We start from the raw sequence: 19,717 nt of genomic DNA on the forward strand, positions 1-19,717 counted from the left end.
GAACGGACGACGCTAAGCCCGGAACTGCCCCAGACTCGCCTTCAACTGCGCCGCCAACCCATCCAGCACCTTGCCACTGGCGGTAGTCTCCACCACCGCCTGTGCCGCACGCTCGGCCTGGGCATGGATCACCTCGACCCGGCCTCGTACCGCATGGGCACCCTGGGCCTGGTGCTCGGCGGCGCGGGTAGCCAGGCCAATCGCTGCATGCACCTGCTCCACCGAGGCCTGCACCGTCTGCTGCAAGCGCACGCTGTCGCGCAGCACCAGCAAACCTTCGTTGGCCTGGCGCCCGGCCTTGCCGATGGTTTCCACCGCCTCCCGCGCGCCCTGCTGCAACGCGACGATATGGGCCTGGATATCGCCGGTAGAGCTTTGGGTCTTGCTGGCCAACGCACGCACTTCGTCCGCCACCACCGCAAAGCCCCGCCCGGTCTCGCCCGCACGCGCGGCTTCAATGGCCGCGTTGAGCGCCAGCAGGTTGGTCTGCTCGGCGATACCATGGATGACCGTCAGCACCACTTCGATCTGCTCGCTTTGCTGGGCCAGGCGCTCGATGACCTGGGACCCGGCCTGGACTTGCCCCGCCAGTGCCTCGATCAAACTGCCGACTTCGGCCGACGTGCGCGAGTTCTCGTCTGTCGCCTGACGAATATCCACCACCTGCTGCAACGCCGCCTGCATGGCGTGGCTTTCGGCCTGGGCCTCGTCGGCCATTTGCGACAGTGCGCGCAAACTCTCCGCCACCTCATCACGCTGCAAGCCAGCGGCCGCATCGGCGCCGGCATTGCGCAAGGTCATGGCGCCGATTTCCACGCCGGTACGCTGGGCCACATCGCCCGCCTCGCGCACGATGGGTTGCAACTTATCCACAAAGCGATTGACCGCCGAGGCCATGTCGCCGATTTCGTCCTTGCTGTTGATCTGCACGCGCTTGGTGAGGTCGCCCTCGCCTGCTGCCAGGTCATCCATGGCCGCGATAAGCAGTTTCAGGCGATTGACCACACGGCGGCCGAGAACCACGGCGATCAGCAGCAATACGCCGAAACCGACCACCGCCAGCCCCATGCCGATGCGCCAACGCAAGGTGCCGGCAGCCTCCTGCACGGCGTCGGTGGTGTTGACGGTCATCTGGGTCGCAGTGGCTTGTGCCGACTGCAGACGAGCGCCCATGGCCGCCGCGCTATCCGCCGCGGCACCTTTGAGGCTGTCGCCGACCAACTGATCACCGCTGGCTATCAGTGCGGCAAAACGCTTGTCCAGCGCTTGCAGATCGGCCTCGACCGACGCGGTCGACACCCCCATGAGCACCTTGCCAATCTCCACGCCGTTAGGGCTGATGGACGCCTCGACATAGAACACCGAAGGATCGTTCTTCGCGGCGTTCAGGACTTTGTCCAGGGCGCGATCGCCCTGGCCTTTTTCCAGCAACGCCTTGTTGATCGGATTTTCGCGATTCAGATAACGAGTCAGGTGCTCACCCGCCGCGTCGTCATAAACCACGAACAGCACGTTGGGATTGCGCTGGGCGCGTCGGGCAAACTCGGACAGCGTTGGCACATCGCTGTCCCACATGGCGCGGGGCGCCACCGAGGCCAGCAGTTGCGCCATATCGTTGGCGGAGTCTTGCAGGTCTTTTTCCAGGGTCGCACGCAACTGTTTCTGCTCTGCCTGCAGGCGCTCGGAAAGCCCGGCGGTCAGGCGCTGACGGGTACTGGTGGACAAGCTGTCCAGGCTCGACGTGACTTCCTTGCCGGCCTGGGCCAGTTCACCGGACAGCTTCTGGCTGTCGACGCCCAGGCGACTGCCCAAATCGGCCTCCAGCGCCGTGACCGTGCTCCGGGTGAGAGCGACCGCCACCAGCACTTGCACCAAAAGAGCGATACCTAGGGTAACGAACACCGGCCGCAACAGACGGCTTTGTAACAATGAGAGAACGGCAGACATCGGGAATCCCTCCACCACGGGTGCCAGTAATTTGATAGCACCGCGAAAGAGAGAAACACAGCAAGGGTCGTGCCGCTTGGCATGCAGATACGACAAAGGGCTCCCGAAGGAGCCCTTTGCTTTTTACATCAATAGCTTATTAAGCGAACGGGTGACGCAGAACGATGGTCTCGTTGCGATCCGGGCCCGTCGAAATAATGTCAATCGGCGCACCGATCAGCTCTTCAACGCGCTTGATGTAGGCACGGGCATTGGCTGGCAACTCTTCCAGGGTCTTGGCACCCACGGTCGACTCGCTCCAGCCCGGCACTTCTTCGTACACAGGCTGCAGGCCCACGTAGCTGTCGGCGTCAACCGGGGCAACGTCCTTGCCTTCGGCATCTTTGTAGCCGACGCAGATGTTGATGGTTTCCAGACCGTCGAGTACATCCAGCTTGGTGAAGCAGATGCCCGAGATGCTGTTCACATCGATCGCGCGACGCAGGATAACGGCGTCGAACCAGCCACAGCGACGAGCACGGCCGGTGGTCGCGCCGAATTCGTGACCTTGCTTGGCCAGGTGCGCACCGACTTCGTCGAACAGTTCAGTCGGGAACGGGCCCGAACCTACACGGGTGGTGTAGGCCTTGGTGATGCCGAGGATGTAGTCCAGGAACATAGGACCAACGCCCGAACCGGTAGCGACACCGCCAGCAGTGGTGTTGGAGCTGGTCACGTACGGGTAGGTACCGTGGTCGATGTCCAGCAACGAACCCTGGGCGCCTTCGAACATGATGTCCTTGCCGGCGCGACGCAGGTCGTGCAGCTCGGCGGTCACATCCAGCATCAGCGGCTTGAGCAGCTCAGCGTATTCCTTGCACTCGGCCAGGGTCTTGTCGAATTCGATGGCTGGCTCTTTGTAGTAACCCACCAGCATGAAGTTGTGGTAATCCACCAGTTCACGCAGCTTGTCTTCAAAGCGCGGCATGTTGAGCAGGTCGCCCACACGCAGGCCACGACGCGCGACCTTGTCTTCGTAGGCCGGGCCGATGCCGCGACCGGTGGTGCCGATCTTCAGCTCGCCACGGGCCTTTTCACGGGCCTGGTCCAGCGCAACGTGGAAGGACAGGATCAGCGGGCAGGACGGGCTGATACGCAGGCGCTCGCGCACCGGTACGCCTTTCTCTTCCAGCTTGGTGATCTCGCGCAGCAGGGCATCCGGTGCAACCACGACGCCGTTACCGATCAGGCACTGCACGCCTTCGCGCAGGACGCCCGACGGGATCAGGTGCAAGACGGTTTTTTCGCCGTCGATGACCAGGGTGTGGCCAGCGTTGTGACCGCCTTGGTAGCGCACTACGGCGGCAGCATGTTCGGTCAGCAGATCAACGATCTTGCCTTTGCCCTCATCACCCCATTGGGTGCCCAGGACTACGACATTCTTACCCATAACACTTGTCCTCATTCGCGCAAACTTGGTGCCGGCGATGGCCGGCAGGAAAACTCAAGAAGTCAGTGGCGATACTTGCCAAAGCCCGTTCTGCAGAATCAATTGCCGGTCGCAGTCCGCTTCACGGGCGGCGGCCAATGGCTGCCCAGGCAATGCCTGGACAACACGCTGACCCTCACTGCGCAACTGGCAAACCTGCTGCCAGAGTGCTGCGTCCGTACTGTCGGGCATCCAGATGCCACCAGACGGCAGCTCGACCTCAGCACGCCCCAGGGTCACCAGGGTTTTCAAATCGGTGGAAAAGCCGGTGGCCGGACGCGCACGACCGAAGTCGGCGCCGATGTCGTCGTAACGTCCACCTTGGGCGATGGCCTGGCCAACACCCGGTACAAACACCGCGAACACCACACCGGTGTGGTAGTGGTAACCGCGCAACTCGCCCAGATCAAAATACAGCGGCAACTGCGGGAACCGCGCCGACAACCGCTCAGCAATCGCCAGCACGTCATCCAGTGCAGCCAATACCGGCGCCGGCGCCTTGGCCAGGCGTTCACGTGCAGCCACCAGTACTTCACGGCCACCACACAGGTTGACCAGTGCACGCAGCATCTCGGCCAGATCCGCAGGCACGCCAGCGGTCAAGGCGATGACTTCATCGATCGCCTTGCGCTGCAGGGCATCGAACAGCTGTTGCTCGGCCTCACCGGACAAACCGGCCGCACGGGCCAGGCCACGGTAGATACCCACGTGACCGAGGTCCATGTGGACATCTGGTACATCAGCCAGTTGCAGCATGGCCAGCATCAGGCTGATCACTTCAACGTCGCTGCTCGGGCTGGCATCACCGTACAACTCCGCGCCCAATTGGATAGGGCTGCGGGAAGACGACAAGGCACGCGGTTGAGCATGCAGCACGCTGCCGGCGTAGCACAGGCGGCTCGGGCCTTCGCGGCGCAGGGTGTGCGCATCGATGCGCGCCACTTGCGGCGTGATGTCGGCACGGAACCCCATTTGCCGGCCCGATTGCGGGTCGATGACCTTGAAGGTGCGCAGATCCAGGTCCTGGCCCGCGCCGGTCAGCAGGGATTCCAGGTACTCGATATGGGGGGTCACGACAAACTCGTAACCCCAGCTCTGGAACAGATCCAACACCTGGCGACGCGCTACTTCAATGCGCGCAGCTTCTGGTGGCAGTACTTCTTCGATGCCATCTGGCAGCAGCCAGCGGTCTACCGTTGCCATTACGCCATTCCCCTATGATCCGGGCGGCCAGCCCTCGGCCGAGCCTTGAGTGAAGCAGAAAATACCCGCCCCCTGCATAAACCACGCGCAAGAGCGACGTGACGAACGACCTGTTAACGGCCTCGTCGGGCACTTTCCTCGAAAAACCTGTCACGCCTGCCGAATCAAACATGCAGACGCAAAAAAGCCGGGAATTTCCCGGCTGCCGCATCATACACCCGTTTTCTGAAAGGATCACCCCGCCAGGCGTTTTAGCCGCCCGACGGAGTGCGCCCTACAAAATCACGGGCTGGTTACTTGGACTTTTCCAGGTAGCGGAAGAAGTCGCTGCTTGGGTCCAGCACCATGACGTCGGTTTTGTTCGCGAAGCTTTCACGGTAGGCACGCAGGCTACGGTAGAACGCGTAGAACTCCTGATCCTGGCCGTAAGCCTTGGCGTAGATCGCCGCGGCTTGAGCATCACCATCACCACGGGCCTCTTCAGACTCGCGATAGGCTTCTGCCAGCAGTACACGGCGCTGACGGTCGGCATCCGCACGGATACCTTCAGCCAGCTCGTTACCCTTGGCACGGTGCTCACGGGCCTCACGCTCACGCTCGGTGCTCATGCGCTCGAACACGCTGCGGTTCACTTCCTTCGGCAAATCGATGGCCTTGACCCGAACATCGACAACTTCGATGCCCAGCTCTTTTTCCGCCATCGTGTTCAACGAACGGGTGATATCCGCCATCAGCGCATCACGTTCACCGGACACCACCTCGTGCAGGGTGCGCTTACCAAACTGGTCACGCAGGCCCGATTCCAGACGACGCGACAAACGCTCGTCGGCAATCTGCTTGAGGCCGGAGGTCGCAGTGTAGAAGCGCTCGGCGTCCTTGACGCGCCACTTGGCGTAGGCGTCAACCATCACGGCTTTCTTTTCCAGGGTCAGGAAGCGCTGTGTCGGTGCATCCAGGGTCATCAGGCGGGCGTCGAACTTGCGCACCTGGTTGACGTAAGGGACTTTCACATGCAGGCCCGGCTGGACATCCGCCTGGACCACGCGACCGAATTGCAGCAGCACCGCTCGCTCGGTCTGAGCCACGATGTAGAAGCAGTTCCAGGCAGCGATGACCACGACGACGCCCACAATCAGGGCGGTCAGCGATTTATTGCTCATCAACGACTCTCCCTGGTACGTGTTTGCTGTTGCAGCAAGTCAGCGGCCGCACGGGCGCTCGCTTCATTGGCAGCGGCATTGGAACCGGTGGACGGTGCACTGGAGCTGCTGCGACCACCTTCGATCATCTTGTCCAGCGGCAGGTACAGCAGGTTGTTCTGCCCACCCTTGCTGCCGGTCACGAGGACCTTGCTGGTATTGCTGAAGACTTCCTGCATGGTGTCCAGGTACAGACGCTCACGCGTCACTTCAGGCGCCTTGCGATACTCGGCGACCAGCTTGGTAAAGCGATCCGCTTCACCCTTGGCACGGGAGACCACTTCGTCACGGTAACCATTGGCATCCTCAAGGATACGCTGGGCCTGGCCACGGGCTTCCGGCACGACGCCGTTGGCGTAGGTTTCAGCCTGGTTGCGCGAACGCTGTTCGTCTTCACGGGCGCGGATCACGTCGTCGAACGCTTCCTGCACTTCACGCGGTGCCGCTGCGCTCTGTACGTTCACCTGGGTGACGGTGATACCGGTGCGATAGGTATCGAGGAACCGTTGCAGGCGCTCCTTGATTTCGCTGGCCATCAGTTCACGGCCTTCGGTCAGCACCTGGTCCATGGCGGTGGAACCCACCACGTGGCGCAGGGCGCTTTCGGTTGCGTGTTGCAGGCTGATTTCCGGCTGATCGACATTCAGCACGAAGTCCTGCAGGTTGCTGATCTTGTACTGCACGGTCAGCGGCACTTCGACGATATTCTCGTCTTCGGTCAGCATCTGGCCCTGCTTGGTGTAGGCACGCTCACGCGTGACGTTCTCCATGTACTTCTTGTCGATCGGCGGGAAATAGATATTCAGGCCAGGACCGACAGTCTCGTAGTACTTGCCGAAGCGCAGCACCACGGCTTGCTCCTGCTCGTCCACGACGTATACGGCGCTGTACAGCCATACGGCCGCCAGCACGACAAGACCCAGGCCCAGCAGGCCGTAGCCGCCGCCCTTGCTGGTGCGACCACCTTCATCACCACCCCGTTTTTTTCCACCACCGAACAACCCATTCAGGCTTTCCTGCAGCTTTCGGAAGGCCTCGTCGAGATCTGGTGGCCCCTTGCGGTCGCCATTATTGCGGCGCTTACCACCCCAAGGATCCTGATTATTCGAGTTGCCACCCGGCTCATTCCAAGCCATAGCGCTCTCCATCTGATAAAGCAAAGACGCACCCACGGCGCGCCGACCAATGCTACAGAATGCCTGCTACTGCGGCACAACCGCTTTCTGAGGCTTTTATTGCAAAGTGTGTTGTTCGATGAACTCTGTCGGTACTACGCCTTCACGGCTGACCAGCCGATTGAGCTCCGAGCGCGGCAATCGAACGGCCAGCAAGCTGACACCTTCTTCGTCGTGTTCTTCTTTCTGTACCGCGCCCAGCTCGAAAAACTGTGCACGCAGTCGAGCAAAACGCTGAGGCAAGCGCAAGGTGCCGACGAACAAATCGCTGCCGAGCAATTCGGCAATGGCTTGTTCAAGCAGCTCCAAACCACTGCCATCGCGCGCCGACAGCCAGACCCGCTGGGGCTTGCCGTTCTCGTCGCGCTGGATTTGTGGCTCAACGCCTTCAAGCAAATCGAGTTTGTTATAGACCTCGAGGATCGGCAAGTCCTGGGCACCAATCTCACCCAGCACGACCATCACCTGTTCAATCTGCAACATGCGATCCGGTTCGGCCGCATCGATCACGTGCAACAACAGGTCGGAATTGCTCGACTCTTCGAGCGTAGACCGAAATGCCTCGACCAGCTTGTGGGGCAGGTGCCGAATGAAACCCACGGTGTCGGCCAGGACAATCGGCCCCAGGTCGTCAATATCCAGACGGCGCAAGGTCGGGTCGAGGGTAGCGAACAGTTGGTCAGCCGCGTACACGTCCGATTTGGTCACGTTGTTGAACAGCGTGGACTTGCCGGCGTTGGTGTAGCCCACCAGCGATACGGTAGGGATATCGGCACGCGAACGGCCACGTCGCGATTGCTCGCGCTGGCTGCGCACCTTCTCCAGTCGGCCCTTGATCTGACGCAGGCGAACCCGCAGCAGGCGTCGGTCGGTTTCCAGCTGGGTTTCACCCGGGCCCCGCATGCCGATACCGCCACCCTGACGCTCAAGGTGAGTCCAACCGCGAACCAGCCGGGTGCTCATGTGGTCAAGCTGGGCCAGTTCTACCTGGAGCTTGCCCTCATGGGTACGGGCGCGCTGGGCGAAAATATCGAGAATCAGGCCGGTGCGGTCGATCACGCGACACTCGAATACACGTTCGAGGTTACGTTCCTGACTGGGCGTGAGGGTGTGATTGAAGATCACCAGATCGGCTTCTTCGGCATGGACCAGGTCGCGCAATTCCTCGACCTTGCCGCTGCCAATCAGGAATTTGGCGGTTGGCCGATGACGCGGCACGTTAAAAAACGCAACGGTCTCGGCGCCGGCCGAATTTGCCAACTCCTGAAACTCCTGCGGATCTTCGCGCGCCTCAGGGTCCTGTCCATCCAAGTGAACGAGGATGACTCGCTCACCACCACCGTGGCGCTCAAAGAACAAAGGAGACTCCTATCAGGCGTTACCTGGCTCAGCGTCAGCTGCATCATCACCGGCGGCGCTAGGCAGACGGATTGGACGAACTGGAACCACTGTCGAGATAGCGTGCTTGTAGACCATCTGGCTGACGGTGTTTTTCAGCAGGATCACGAACTGGTCGAACGACTCGATCGTGCCTTGCAGCTTGATACCGTTGACCAGATAGATGGAAACCCCCACTTTCTCTTTACGTAAAGTATTCAAGTAAGGGTCTTGTAGCGAATGCCCTTTTGACATGTGCCGCACTCCTTTAAGGATCAATAATAAAAAATCGGAAAATAGATAGCTTATGGCCGTCACACCCCCAAGGATAGACGGCAATTGCAAGGACTCAGCTCAATATGGAGACCGTTCCCAAGTATTTCAAGGCGCGTGACAGATTGTCGCTGTCCAGGCTGTCCAACCAGTGCAAATCGCTCCAGCTGCGCAGCCAGGTGAACTGGCGCTTCGCTAATTGGCGCGTGGCAATGATGCCGCGCTCCTGCATTTCGGCTGACGTCAGCTTGCCATCCAGATGATCCCAGACTTGGCGGTAGCCTACAGCACGTATCGAAGGTAACCCTGGATGCAGGTCACCTCTTGACCGCAGTGCTACGACCTCGTCCACAAACCCCTGTTCCAACATAATTGTGAATCTTTGTGCAATTCGTTCATGCAGCACCTGGCGATTTGCCGGAGCGATGGCCAGATTCGCCACAGTATAGGGCAATTGTGACTGTCCAGATGCGCCTGCATCAGCACTTTGCGCAGTTTGTTTCAGCCGCAGTTCAGTCATGGTCTGCCCGCTGACCCGCCAGACTTCCAGAGCGCGGCTGAGGCGCTGGGGATCATTGGGGTGAATACGCGCGGCAGATACCGGATCAACCACTGCCAACTGGTCGTGCAGGGCTTGCCAGCCAAGGCGTGCAGCCTCTTCTTCGAGTTCAGCGCGCACCTGGGCATCGGCGGGCGGCATGTCGGCCAGCCCTTCCTGCAAAGCCTTGTAGTAGAGCATCGTGCCGCCCACCAGCAAGGGGATGTTGCCCCGCGCGGTGATTTCCGCCATGGCGGCCAGGGCGTCAGTGCGGAAATCCGCTGCGGAATAGCTCTCGGCCGGGTCGATGATGTCGATCAACCGGTGCGGATGCTGCGCCAGCAGCGCTTTGGAAGGCTTGGCGGTGCCGATGTCCATGTCCCGGTAAACCAGGGCTGAGTCGACACTGATGAGCTCGCACGGCAGCACCTTGGTGAGCTCGATGGCCAGGTCGGTCTTGCCGGCGGCCGTGGGGCCCATCAGGAAGATTGCGGGGGGCAAGGCACTCATCAACGGCCGCGCAAGAACAGTTTGTCCAGATCGTCCAGGCCCATCTGGGTCCAGGTCGGACGGCCATGGTTGCACTGGCCGCTGCGTTCGGTGTTTTCCATGTCGCGCAGCAGGCCGTTCATTTCCGGCAAGGCCAGGCGGCGATTGGCGCGGATGGCGCCGTGGCAGGCCATGGTGCCGAGCAGTTCGTTGATGTGTGCCTGGATACGGTCACTGGTGCCGTACTCCATCAGGTCAGCCAATACATCGGCCACCAGCCGGTTGGCTTCGGCCTGCTTGAGCAGCGCGGGAATCTGGCGAATCGCCAGGGTCTCAGGGCCCAGGCGCTGCAACTCGAAGCCCAGTTTCTGGAACACACCATGATGTTCTTCAGCGCAATCGGCCTCACGCTGGCTGACGGCCAGGGATTCCGGCACCAGCAACGGCTGGCCACTCAGGCCTTCGCTGGCCATGGCGATCTTCAGGCGCTCGTACATGATCCGCTCGTGAGCGGCATGCATGTCCACCAGCACCAGGCCATGGGCATTTTCCGCGAGGATGTAGATGCCCTTGAGCTGCGCCAACGCGTAGCCCAGGGGTGGGATATCACCGCCACCTTCCGGCAAGGCCACGGCGCCCGGCTCGGCACCTGGCAGCGGCGCAAAGAACTCACGATAGGCAGCCTGCGCTTCGGCGACCGGCACGGCCGATTGCGGACGCGGTGTGTATTGGTACTGATAACCCGCTCCCGAGCCAGAGCCCGGCGCCGTATAGCTCGGCTGGGGTTGCGGCGATTGCAGCAGGTTTGCCGCCAGGCTCATTTCGCCCTGAGGGCCAAACTCGCCCGCTTCGGGGCCGCTCGGCCGCACCACCGCCGTCACGATGGGCGCAGACAACTGGTCATCCGGGCGCACATCGCCCAGGGCACGGTGCAAGGTGCCATAGAGGAAGTCATGCACCATGCGCCCGTCACGGAAGCGCACTTCGTGCTTGGTCGGGTGCACGTTGACGTCGACTACCGAAGGGTCGACCTCGAAAAACAGCACAAAGGTCGGATGCCGACCGTTGAACAACACATCGCGATAAGCCTGGCGCACCGCGTGGGCCACCAGTTTGTCGCGTACCGCCCGGCCATTCACAAAGAAATACTGCAAGTCCGCCTGGCTACGGGAAAACGTCGGCAAACCGACCCAACCCCACAGCCGCAGGCCATTGCGTTCGACTTCAATCGGCAGCGCCTGCTCCAGGAACCCCGCACCGCACACTGCCGCGACACGGCGAGCACGCGCGGCGTCGTCGTTGGCTTCGTGCAGGCTGAGGATGGTCTTGCCGTTGTGGCGCAGGTGAAACGCCACATCGAAACGCGCCAGGGCCAGGCGCTTGATGACTTCTTGCAGGTGATCGAATTCGGTTTTTTCGGCCTTGAGGAATTTGCGCCGCGCCGGGGTGTTGAAGAACAAGTCGCGCACTTCCACAGAGGTGCCCACCGGGTGGGCAGCCGGCTGGACCCGAGGCGCCATGTCGCGGCCTTCGGTCTCCACCTGCCACGCTTGCTCGGCATCACGGGTGCGCGACGTCAGGGTCAGACGGGCCACGGAACTGATGGAAGCCAATGCCTCACCGCGAAAGCCCAGGCTCATCACCCGCTCCAGGTCTTCCAGGTCGCGGATCTTGCTGGTGGCGTGACGGGCCAGGGCCAGCGGCAGGTCATCGGAGGAGATCCCGCTGCCATCGTCGCGGACACGCAGCAGCTTGACGCCGCCCTGCTCCACATCGACATCGATGCGTCGGGCGCCGGAGTCGATGCTGTTCTCCAGCAATTCCTTGATCACCGATGCCGGCCGCTCAACGACCTCGCCCGCCGCAATCTGGTTGGCGAGGCGCGGGCTGAGCAATTCAATGCGCGACCCGCTGTTCAAGACTGATTCGCTCATTACTGTGCCGCCAATTCAGTGCCGGGGATGGTCAATACCTGGCCGATTTTCAACTCATCGCTCTTCAGGTTGTTGGCGCTGCGCAGGGACGCGGCCGAGACCTGGAAACGCACGGCCAGCATGGCCACGGTGTCGCCGGGCTGCACGCGATGGTCGCGCGGGCCCTGGGCGATTTTGCCGGAGTCGCGCAGCCAGGCAATGTAGGTGCCCGGCGGCGGGTTCTGCTGGAAGAACTGGCGCACGCCAGCACTGATGGAGCGCGCCAAGGCCTGCTGGTGGCTGGCACTGGCCAACTTCGAGGCTTCGTTGGCGTTGGAGATAAACCCGGTTTCCACCAGGATCGAAGGGATGTCCGGCGATTTCAACACCATGAACCCGGCCTGCTCCACGCGCTGCTTATGCAACGAGGTCACCCGGCCGATGTTGCTCAACACCTTCTGGCCGACGTTCAAGCTGGAGGTCAGCGAGGCCGTCATCGACAGGTCAAGCAGTACCCCGGCGAGCATCTTGTCCTTGTCATCGAGGGACACGTTGCCGGCCCCGCCGATCAAGTCGGAACGGTTTTCACTGTCGGCCAGCCAGCGCGCGGTCTCGGACGTGGCGCCGCGATCCGACAGGGCAAACACCGAGGCACCGAAGGCCGCCGTCGAAGGCGCGGCGTCCGCATGGATCGAGACGAACAGGTCGGCGCCCTTCTTGCGAGCGATTTCGGTACGGCCGCGCAACGGAATGAAGTAGTCGCCGGTACGGGTCAGTTCGGCGCGGTAGCCTTTCATGCCGTTGACCTGGCGCTGCAGCTCACGGGCGATGGCCAGCACCACGTCTTTCTCATGCTGGCCGCGCGAACCGGAGGCGCCCGGGTCTTCACCGCCGTGGCCGGCATCGATCACCACGATAATGTCGCGCTTGCCGGCCGGCGCTGGCGGCGGCGGTGGCAGCTTGACCTGGGGTTGGGACGGGTTGACCGGTACGGCCGGCACTGTCGCCACGGCCGGGGTTGGCGCCGGCGGCGGCGCGGCATCGGCGGCGTTGTCGAACAGATCGACCACCAGCCGGTTGCCGTATTGGGCGTTTGGCGCCAGGGAGAAGCTTTTCGGGGTCACGACCTTTTTCAGGTCGATTACCACCCGCAGGTCGGTCGGCGTGCGCTGCGCCGAGCGCATGGCGGTAATCGGCGTGTTGGCGGTGGACACGTTCAACGGCGCGGCCAGGGTCGCACCATTGATGTCGATCACCAGGCGATCGGGCGCCGTGAGGGTAAAGACACTGTGCTGGACCGGGCCAGACAGGTCGAACACCAGTCGCGTGTTATCCGGCGCTCGCCACAGGCGAACACTCTTCACCTGTGAAGCAGCCAGAGCATTGACAGTCATTGCCGCAAGCAACACCCCTACGACAGCAACCAACGCGCGAAAGCGCATACCTAACCCCACCAATTATTTGAATTCCAAAGCCAGAGCGGCGCACCACGACTCACCGCGCGCGCCCTGGGGCAACAACTTCAGCTGACGTCCGTGATCATGCGGCGTAATGGTAATGGTCAGGTCCGGCTTTGGCAAAAAGCCTGTGCCTTTATCTGGCCACTCAATCAGGCACAGCGCGGCTTCATCGAAGTAATCACGGATGCCCATGAATTCGAGTTCTTCGGGATCCACCAGGCGGTAGAGGTCGAAATGGAAAGCCCGCACTGCGCCGATCTCGTAGGGTTCAACCAGGGTGAACGTGGGACTCTTGACCGCCCCGGTGTGGCCCAACCCGCGAATGATCCCCCGGGACAGCGTGGTCTTGCCCGCCCCCAGGTCGCCTTCAAGAAAGATCAGGCCTGACCCGGCCGTGACCTGGGCAATACGCTGACCTAACGCCACCATGGCCTCTTCATCGGCCAGGAAAAGAATTACTTCAGACACGGCGACTGTTCCTCCAGCAATTGACGAATGGCGGGTATCAGGTCGCTGGCGGCCAGCCCGCGACCAAAGCTGCCCTGGCGATCCCCTGCCGTGGCGTGCAACCAGACGGCCAGGCAGCTGGCTTCATAAGCCGGCATGCCTTGGGCCAGCAGCGCACCTACCAGGCCGGCCAAAACGTCACCGAGGCCCGCCGTCGCCATCGCCGGATGGCCTTGATCACAGCGTGAAACGCGCCCGTCCGGGCTGGCAATCAAACTGCCAGCACCCTTGAGGATAGCCACTGCATTGAATTTCTGGCTCAACGCGCGCGCCACCTTAAGACGGTCGGCCTGAACCTCGGCTGTCGAAATACCCAACAAGCGCGCCGCCTCCCCAGGATGCGGAGTGATCACGCAATGGGCCGGCAGGCTCACACTGCCAGTCGCCAGTTGATTGAGCGCATCGGCATCCCAGACCTGCGGCTGCCGTGCATTGGCTGCGACAGACAACAGGCTTTTACCCCAGGCGGCTTCGCCCAGGCCGGGGCCAATGACGATTACCGAGATTTTTTCCAGCAAGCCCATCAACTGGTTGGCCGAGCTCACACCGACGCTCATGACTTCCGGCAAACGGGCCAGCGCGGCCGGCACATGCTCAAGGCGAGTGGCCAGGGACACCATGCCCGCGCCACTGCGCAGGGCGCTTTCGGCACTCAACAGCGCGGCACCGCCAAAGCCCCGGTCGCCGCCAATCATCAGCAGGTGACCGAACTGGCCTTTATGGGCGTCCGGGGAACGCGCAGCCAGTTGCGGCAAATGGCCGTGCAACAAAGGCTGAACGTCGGTTATTTCGTGTTTTGTCTGCGGCATGCGTCTTCAAGCTCCGATGTCTGGCAGAATTATACGCATCTAACCTGTGGTTTCCCGTGTCTCATGCCCGCTATTACCTCCGATCTGCCCGCCCTCGCCCAATCGATCAAAGACTGGGGCCGCGAGCTGGGCTTTCAACAAGTCGGCATCAGCGGCCTGGACCTGGCCGAGCATGAACAACATCTGCAACGCTGGCTCGACGCGGGCTACCACGGCGAGATGGACTACATGGGCGCCCATGGCAGCAAACGCTCGCACCCGGACGAACTGGTGCCGGGTACCCTGCGCGTGGTGTCGCTGCGCATGGATTACCTGCCCGGCGATACGCAGATGGCGCAACTGCTGGCAAAACCGGAAAAAGCCTACATCTCCCGTTATGCCCTGGGCCGCGACTACCACAAGCTGATCCGCAAGCGCGTGCAGCAGTTGGCCGACCGCATCCAGGCGCAGATCGGCCCTTTCGGCTTTCGCGCCTTTGTCGACAGCGCGCCCGTGCTGGAAAAGGCCATTGCCGAACAAGCGGGCCTTGGCTGGATCGGTAAAAACACCCTGGTGCTCAATCGCAAGGCCGGCAGTTATTTCTTCCTCAGCGAACTGTTTGTCGATTTGCCGCTGCCCGTGGATCCACCCCACGCCACGGAGCACTGCGGCCGCTGCACCGCCTGCCTGGATATCTGCCCCACCAACGCGTTTGTCGGCCCCTATGTGCTGGACGCCCGGCGCTGCATTTCCTACCTGACCATCGAACTCAAGAGCGCCATCCCTGAAGACCTGCGCCCGCTGATCGGCAATCGGGTATTCGGCTGCGATGACTGTCAGATCGTTTGTCCGTGGAATCGTTTCGCGCGCCCCACTGCCGAAAGCGATTTCAAGCCACGGCACAACCTGGATAACGCAGAACTGGCGGAGCTGTTCATGTGGGATGAGGATAAATTCCTCAGCAGTACCGAAGGCTCACCGTTGCGCCGTGCCGGTTACGAGCGGTGGCTGCGCAACCTGGCGGTGGGCCTGGGCAATGCGCCGTCGAGCATTCCGGTGCTGGAAGCCTTGAAGGCACGCCGGGATTACCCGTCGGAGCTGGTGCGCGAGCATGTGGAATGGGCGCTGAACCAGCACGCGGCGCGTTAGTGCACGTCGTCGTTGTAGACGAATTTGGGCATTTCCCAGTGAAAACGGATCGCCAGCAGGCGCAATAGAAAGCCGCTGAACAGCGTCAGCAGGATCGATTGCTCGCTGGGCAGTTCCAGATAGAGGCACAGCAGGTAGAACCAGGCGGCGAGGAATGACACGCTGGCATACAGTTCACGGCGGAAGATCAGAGGAATGTCGTTGCAGAAGATATCCCGCAAAATGCCGCCGAAGACGCCGGTGATCACCCCGCTGACCGAGGCCACCAGCATGCCGTGGCCCATTTCCAGGGCGGTCATGCAGCCGATCAAGGTGAAAGCAACCAGGCCCACGGCATCCAGCGCGAGGAACAGCGAGCGCAGGCGACGCATCAAGGGTGCGATAAAGATCGTCACCAGCGCCGCGATGGAGGTCAGCACCAGGTATTCCGGATGCTTGACCCACGTCAGCGGGTAGTGGCCGAGCAATACGTCACGTACCGAGCCGCCGCCCAACGCCGTCACGCAGGCGATCAGCACCACACCAAACCAGTCCATGCCGCGCCGGCCGGCGGACAAGGCGCCGGTCATGGCTTCGGCGGTGATGGCGATGAGGTAGAGCATCAGCAGCATGATGGCGATCCTTGTAGTGAGCGGGCTTGCCCCGCGCTGGGCTGCGCAGCAGCCCCAAATACTTGGCGATGATATCTATAGGGAGAAATGCGGCAACGGCAGTGGGGCCGCTACGCAGCCCAGCGCGGGGCAAGCCCGCTCACCACAGGAAGCCCGGACACGATAAGAAACCGTTTCAAGCCTTGATGAAATGCTTGCGGTAGTGCTGCAACTCGGCGATCGACTCGCGAATATCATCCAGCGCCAGGTGGGTGCTGCCTTTATGGAAGCTGTCCTTGACCTCCGGCGCCCAGCGCGCGGCCAGTTCCTTGAGCGTGGACACATCCAGGTTGCGGTAGTGGAAGTAGCTTTCCAGCGCTTTCATATGGGTATAAAGGAAGCGACGGTCCTGGCAGATGCTGTTGCCGCAGATCGGCGACTTGCCCTTGGGCACCCACTTCTCCAGGAAGGCAATGGTTTCGGCTTCGGCTTCGGCCATGCTGATGCGGCTGTCACGCACACGCTGGGTCAGGCCCGAGTTGCCGTGGGTGCGGGTGTTCCACTCGTCCATGGTGGCGAGCACGGCGTCGCTGTGGTGGATGGCGATCACCGGACCTTCGGCCAAGGTGTTGAGGTTGCTGTCGGTGACAATGGTCGCCATCTCGATGATGACGTCGGTGTCAGGGTTCAGACCGGTCATTTCCAGATCGATCCAAATCAGGTTCTGTGGGTTTTGCATGGCTTGATTCTCTTGGCACCTTGGCGTAGCTGCGCAGTTTAGCAGGCGGGGCCGTGCTAGACTCGCGACCGTTTTACCCAACCTTTGCATTATCGACACGGAACACCAATGGCCAAACGCCAGCTCAATCGTCGCCAAAACTGGCGCATCGAAAAGATTCAAGGTGAACGCGCCGCCCGCGCCGCCAAACGTGAATCCTCCGCCGTGGAAGCGCTCGAGGGCGGCGACCTGGGCCCCGAACAGACGGGCCTGGTAATTGCGCACTTCGGTGTGCAGGTCGAAGTCGAGGCGCTGGAAGGCGAACTCGCGGGCCTGGTGTTCCGCTGCCACTTGCGCGCCAACCTGCCTGCGCTGGTCACCGGCGACAAGGTGGTCTGGCGCGCCGGCAACCAGGGCATCGGCGTGATCGTCGCCCAACTGCCGCGCAGCACCGAACTGCGCCGCCCCGACAGCCGTGGCCAGCTCAAGCCGGTAGCGGCCAACGTCGACATGATCGTGATCGTGTTTGCACCACTGCCCGAGCCCCATGCCAACCTGATCGACCGCTACCTGGTGGCAGCCGAGCATGCCGGCATTCGCCCGTTGTTGCTGCTGAACAAATTCGACCTGATCGACGAGCAGAATGCCCCCGCACTCAACGCGCTGCTGGCGGTCTACCGCACCCTGGGCTACCCGGTGCTGGAAGTCTCGGCCCATCACGGCAATGGCATGGAACAGCTGCAACAGCAGTTGGACGGACGTATCAGCGTCTTTGTCGGCCAGTCGGGCGTGGGCAAATCCTCGCTGGTCAATAGCCTGCTGCCGGAAGTCGATACCCGCGTGGGCCCGCTGTCGGAGCTGTCCGGCCAGGGCACCCACACCACTACCACGGCGCGGCTGTTCCACTTCCCGGGCGGCGGTGAGTTGATCGACTCCCCGGGCATCCGTGAATTCGGCCTCGGCCACGTCAGCCGCAGCGACGTGGAAGCTGGCTTTATCGAATTCAACGACCTGATCGGCACCTGCCGCTTCCGCGATTGCAAACACGATCGCGAGCCGGGCTGCGCCCTGCTCAAGGCCCTGGAAGACGGCCGCGTGCAGCAGCAGCGGATGAACAGCTATCGGTCGATTATTGCGAGCTTGCCGGAAAGCAGTTATTGAGCAGGCATTTCCTGATACATATAAATGGAGACGTAAAGCACCCTGCTCCATTGATTTAGCGGGAGCTGGCATCAAGAATTCGGCACAACTGGGTGGCTCACCGACGCAAGCCAGCTTGAATTCGACATTCCTGATGCCCATAATCGCTCCGTCACCAGCGCAGGCTGGCAGGAGTCTGGATCCTTTTCGGGGTTGATCCAGCGGCGCAGAAGGGGCGATGCAAGCTCCACTGCGTGTCGAATGAAGCCGCCTTCGGGCGGCTTTGCTTTTTGTGGGGAATTGACGATTGACTCTCTACTATCATCCCAAACAAGGCGATGTGCTGCTTTGTGACTTCACCCGCGGCTTTGTGGCCCCGGAGATGCTCAAGATCCGCAAGGTGGTGGTGATATCCCCTACAGCCACCCACAAGCGCAAACTCTGTACCGTTGTACCGATCTCCTCTACCGCGCCGGAGATCCAGTACGACTGGCATCACCTGCTTCGTACAAATCCACTTCAATCCGATGGCTACAAAGAGCTGTGGGTGAAGTGCGACATGATTTATACCGTCAGCTTCGAGCGCCTCGACAAGCTGCATAGAAAGACCCGATCCAAAGGACGAGAATACTTCGTGCCACGCTTGGGCACCGACGACATGCAAGGCGTGATCAGCGGGGTCAAGGCCTATCTACCACTCTGAGTAGAAATGAAAACGCCCCGATCAGTCGGGGCGTTTTCATTGGTAGACACGCTGTATATGGCTTAGGACCCCGTCGCCGGCGCCGTAGGGTCTTTCACGCCGCCATCATCAAACAGGTTCAGCTTCTGCCGCAGCTCATGGGCCGGCAATGGCTCCTGGCCGGGCGGGATGGCATGTGGGTCGGCCGGCACTTCACCCGGCGCACCTGCTCCCGGGGTCGGTTGTGGTGGCGGCTGATCGCCTTCAATCGCACGCTGGGCCTTTTTGGTCAGCACCACGATATCGATGCGGCGGTTGATCGGGTTGAACGGATCCTTCGCATCAAACAGTTGCGAGGACGCAAACCCCACCACCCGCGCCACTTGCGGGTCGGGATAGCTGCCGGCCACCAGCGCACGACGCGCGGCGTTGGCACGGTTGGCGGAAAGCTCCCAGTTGCCGAAGTCACCCTGGCCCGCGTAAGGCTTGGCGTCGGTGTGGCCGCTGATGCTGATCTTGTTCGGCACCGCCTTGATAGTGTCGGCCATGGCCAGCAGGATGTCTTCAAAGTACGGTTTCAAGCGTGCGCTGCCAGAGTCGAACATCGGCCGGTTGGCGGCGTCGGTGATCTGGATACGCAAGCCATCCGGGGTGATCTCGAACGAAATCTGATCCTTGAACTTCAGCAGTTGCGGGTTTTCCTCCACCTTGTTCTGCAACTCTTGCAGCAACAGCTCAAGACGTTCCTGCTCGACCTGCTCGGCCATGGCTTCGACGGTATCGCGCTCGATCGGGATTTTTTCCTGCGGTGCTTCGGTCTTGACTTCCGGGTTGATGGTGCGCTCAGGCGCCAATTGCGGCGAACCGCCCAGGTCGATCACAAAGGGCGTGCCGCTTTCCGAGAAGCCAATCGGGTCTTTGAAGTAGCCGGCAATGGCGATCTTCTGTTCGGGCGTGGCGGTGGACATCAGCCACAGCACCAGGAAGAACGCCATCATCGCCGTGGCAAAGTCGGCGAAAGCGATTTTCCAGGCGCCGCCATGGTGCCCCGCAGCGAAGCGCTTGACGCGCTTGATGATTATCGGCTGGTTGTTTTCCATG

The 19,717-nt window shown here is 61.6% G+C and carries 18 protein-coding genes; 3 read left to right on the plus strand and 15 right to left on the minus strand.

The genetic code is table 11. The features are described 5' to 3' along the window. Positions 1 to 12: 12 nt before the first annotated feature. The 12 genes from V3W40_RS18215 to V3W40_RS18270 all read right to left on the minus strand — a co-directional run bounded on the left by V3W40_RS18215 (position 13) and on the right by V3W40_RS18270 (position 14,358). Positions 13 to 1,947, minus strand: a complete 1,935-nt coding sequence (locus tag V3W40_RS18215) for a methyl-accepting chemotaxis protein (RefSeq protein WP_065925623.1) — start codon at positions 1,945 to 1,947, stop codon at positions 13 to 15. Positions 1,948 to 2,086: 139 nt separating this feature from the next. Continuing rightward, entirely contained in the window at positions 2,087 to 3,376 is a 1,290-nt protein-coding gene (locus V3W40_RS18220) for an adenylosuccinate synthase (protein ID WP_027604896.1), read from the minus strand. A gap of 54 nt (positions 3,377 to 3,430) precedes the next feature. After that, the gene (locus tag V3W40_RS18225) at positions 3,431 to 4,618 is read right to left on the minus strand and encodes an ATP phosphoribosyltransferase regulatory subunit (protein WP_330215448.1); all 1,188 of its coding nucleotides are present in this window, start codon (positions 4,616 to 4,618) and stop codon (positions 3,431 to 3,433) included. Between the two features lie 293 nt (positions 4,619 to 4,911). Further along, entirely contained in the window at positions 4,912 to 5,778 is an 867-nt protein-coding gene (hflC, locus tag V3W40_RS18230; RefSeq protein ID WP_010213607.1) for a protease modulator HflC, read from the minus strand. Next, positions 5,778 to 6,953 (minus strand): FtsH protease activity modulator HflK, encoded by a 1,176-nt coding sequence (gene hflK / locus V3W40_RS18235; RefSeq protein ID WP_065925625.1) that lies wholly within the window; start codon positions 6,951 to 6,953, stop codon positions 5,778 to 5,780. Before hflK ends, hflC begins: the two co-directional genes overlap by 1 nt. Before the next feature lie 96 nt (positions 6,954 to 7,049). Further along, a complete protein-coding gene (hflX, locus tag V3W40_RS18240; RefSeq protein ID WP_027604899.1) occupies positions 7,050 to 8,351 on the minus strand; it encodes a ribosome rescue GTPase HflX in 1,302 nt (433 codons plus the stop codon). A gap of 12 nt (positions 8,352 to 8,363) precedes the next feature. Continuing rightward, positions 8,364 to 8,624, minus strand: a complete 261-nt coding sequence (gene hfq / locus V3W40_RS18245) for an RNA chaperone Hfq (protein WP_003171355.1) — start codon at positions 8,622 to 8,624, stop codon at positions 8,364 to 8,366. Between the two features lie 94 nt (positions 8,625 to 8,718). Next, on the minus strand, positions 8,719 to 9,690 hold the full coding sequence (gene miaA / locus V3W40_RS18250; protein ID WP_065925626.1) for a tRNA (adenosine(37)-N6)-dimethylallyltransferase MiaA: 972 nt from the start codon (positions 9,688 to 9,690) through the stop codon (positions 8,719 to 8,721). Further along, positions 9,690 to 11,603, minus strand: a complete 1,914-nt coding sequence (gene mutL, locus V3W40_RS18255; protein ID WP_065925627.1) for a DNA mismatch repair endonuclease MutL — start codon at positions 11,601 to 11,603, stop codon at positions 9,690 to 9,692. The genes miaA and mutL overlap by 1 nt, the downstream gene beginning before the upstream one ends. After that, entirely contained in the window at positions 11,603 to 13,024 is a 1,422-nt protein-coding gene (locus tag V3W40_RS18260; protein WP_027604902.1) for an N-acetylmuramoyl-L-alanine amidase, read from the minus strand. The genes mutL and V3W40_RS18260 overlap by 1 nt, the downstream gene beginning before the upstream one ends. Before the next feature lie 15 nt (positions 13,025 to 13,039). Further along, positions 13,040 to 13,510, minus strand: a complete 471-nt coding sequence (gene tsaE, locus V3W40_RS18265) for a tRNA (adenosine(37)-N6)-threonylcarbamoyltransferase complex ATPase subunit type 1 TsaE (RefSeq protein ID WP_065925628.1) — start codon at positions 13,508 to 13,510, stop codon at positions 13,040 to 13,042. Beyond that, the gene (locus V3W40_RS18270) at positions 13,498 to 14,358 is read right to left on the minus strand and encodes an NAD(P)H-hydrate dehydratase (protein ID WP_065925629.1); all 861 of its coding nucleotides are present in this window, start codon (positions 14,356 to 14,358) and stop codon (positions 13,498 to 13,500) included. Before V3W40_RS18270 ends, tsaE begins: the two co-directional genes overlap by 13 nt. Before the next feature lie 63 nt (positions 14,359 to 14,421). Between V3W40_RS18270 and queG the strand changes: the two genes are divergently transcribed. Next, on the plus strand, positions 14,422 to 15,486 hold the full coding sequence (queG, locus tag V3W40_RS18275) for a tRNA epoxyqueuosine(34) reductase QueG (RefSeq protein ID WP_057010731.1): 1,065 nt from the start codon (positions 14,422 to 14,424) through the stop codon (positions 15,484 to 15,486). Here the strand turns inward: queG and V3W40_RS18280 are convergent. Together V3W40_RS18280 and orn are read right to left on the minus strand one after the other, a co-directional pair. Beyond that, positions 15,483 to 16,100, minus strand: coding sequence for a trimeric intracellular cation channel family protein (locus V3W40_RS18280; RefSeq protein ID WP_330215501.1), 618 nt, complete (start codon positions 16,098 to 16,100; stop codon positions 15,483 to 15,485). The two genes, queG and V3W40_RS18280, sit on opposite strands and share 4 nt — an antisense overlap. A gap of 172 nt (positions 16,101 to 16,272) precedes the next feature. Next, a complete protein-coding gene (orn, locus tag V3W40_RS18285; protein ID WP_010213620.1) occupies positions 16,273 to 16,815 on the minus strand; it encodes an oligoribonuclease in 543 nt (180 codons plus the stop codon). Positions 16,816 to 16,923: 108 nt separating this feature from the next. Here orn and rsgA point away from each other — a divergent pair, with 108 nt between their 5' ends. Both rsgA and V3W40_RS18295 read left to right on the plus strand, forming a co-directional pair. Further along, positions 16,924 to 17,955, plus strand: a complete 1,032-nt coding sequence (rsgA, locus tag V3W40_RS18290) for a small ribosomal subunit biogenesis GTPase RsgA (protein WP_065925631.1) — start codon at positions 16,924 to 16,926, stop codon at positions 17,953 to 17,955. A 286-nt stretch (positions 17,956 to 18,241) separates the two neighbouring features. Continuing rightward, entirely contained in the window at positions 18,242 to 18,637 is a 396-nt protein-coding gene (locus V3W40_RS18295) for a type II toxin-antitoxin system PemK/MazF family toxin (RefSeq protein WP_065925632.1), read from the plus strand. A 62-nt stretch (positions 18,638 to 18,699) separates the two neighbouring features. On the opposite strand, the gene motB is transcribed toward V3W40_RS18295, so the two are convergent. Further along, complete coding sequence (gene motB / locus V3W40_RS18300) at positions 18,700 to 19,716, minus strand: flagellar motor protein MotB (protein ID WP_065925633.1); 1,017 nt, start codon at positions 19,714 to 19,716, stop codon at positions 18,700 to 18,702. Between the last annotated feature and the right edge of the window lies 1 nt (position 19,717).

It is taken from the genome of Pseudomonas sp. AM8, from assembly GCF_036346475.1.
GTDB lineage: Bacteria > Pseudomonadota > Gammaproteobacteria > Pseudomonadales > Pseudomonadaceae > Aquipseudomonas > Aquipseudomonas marginalis.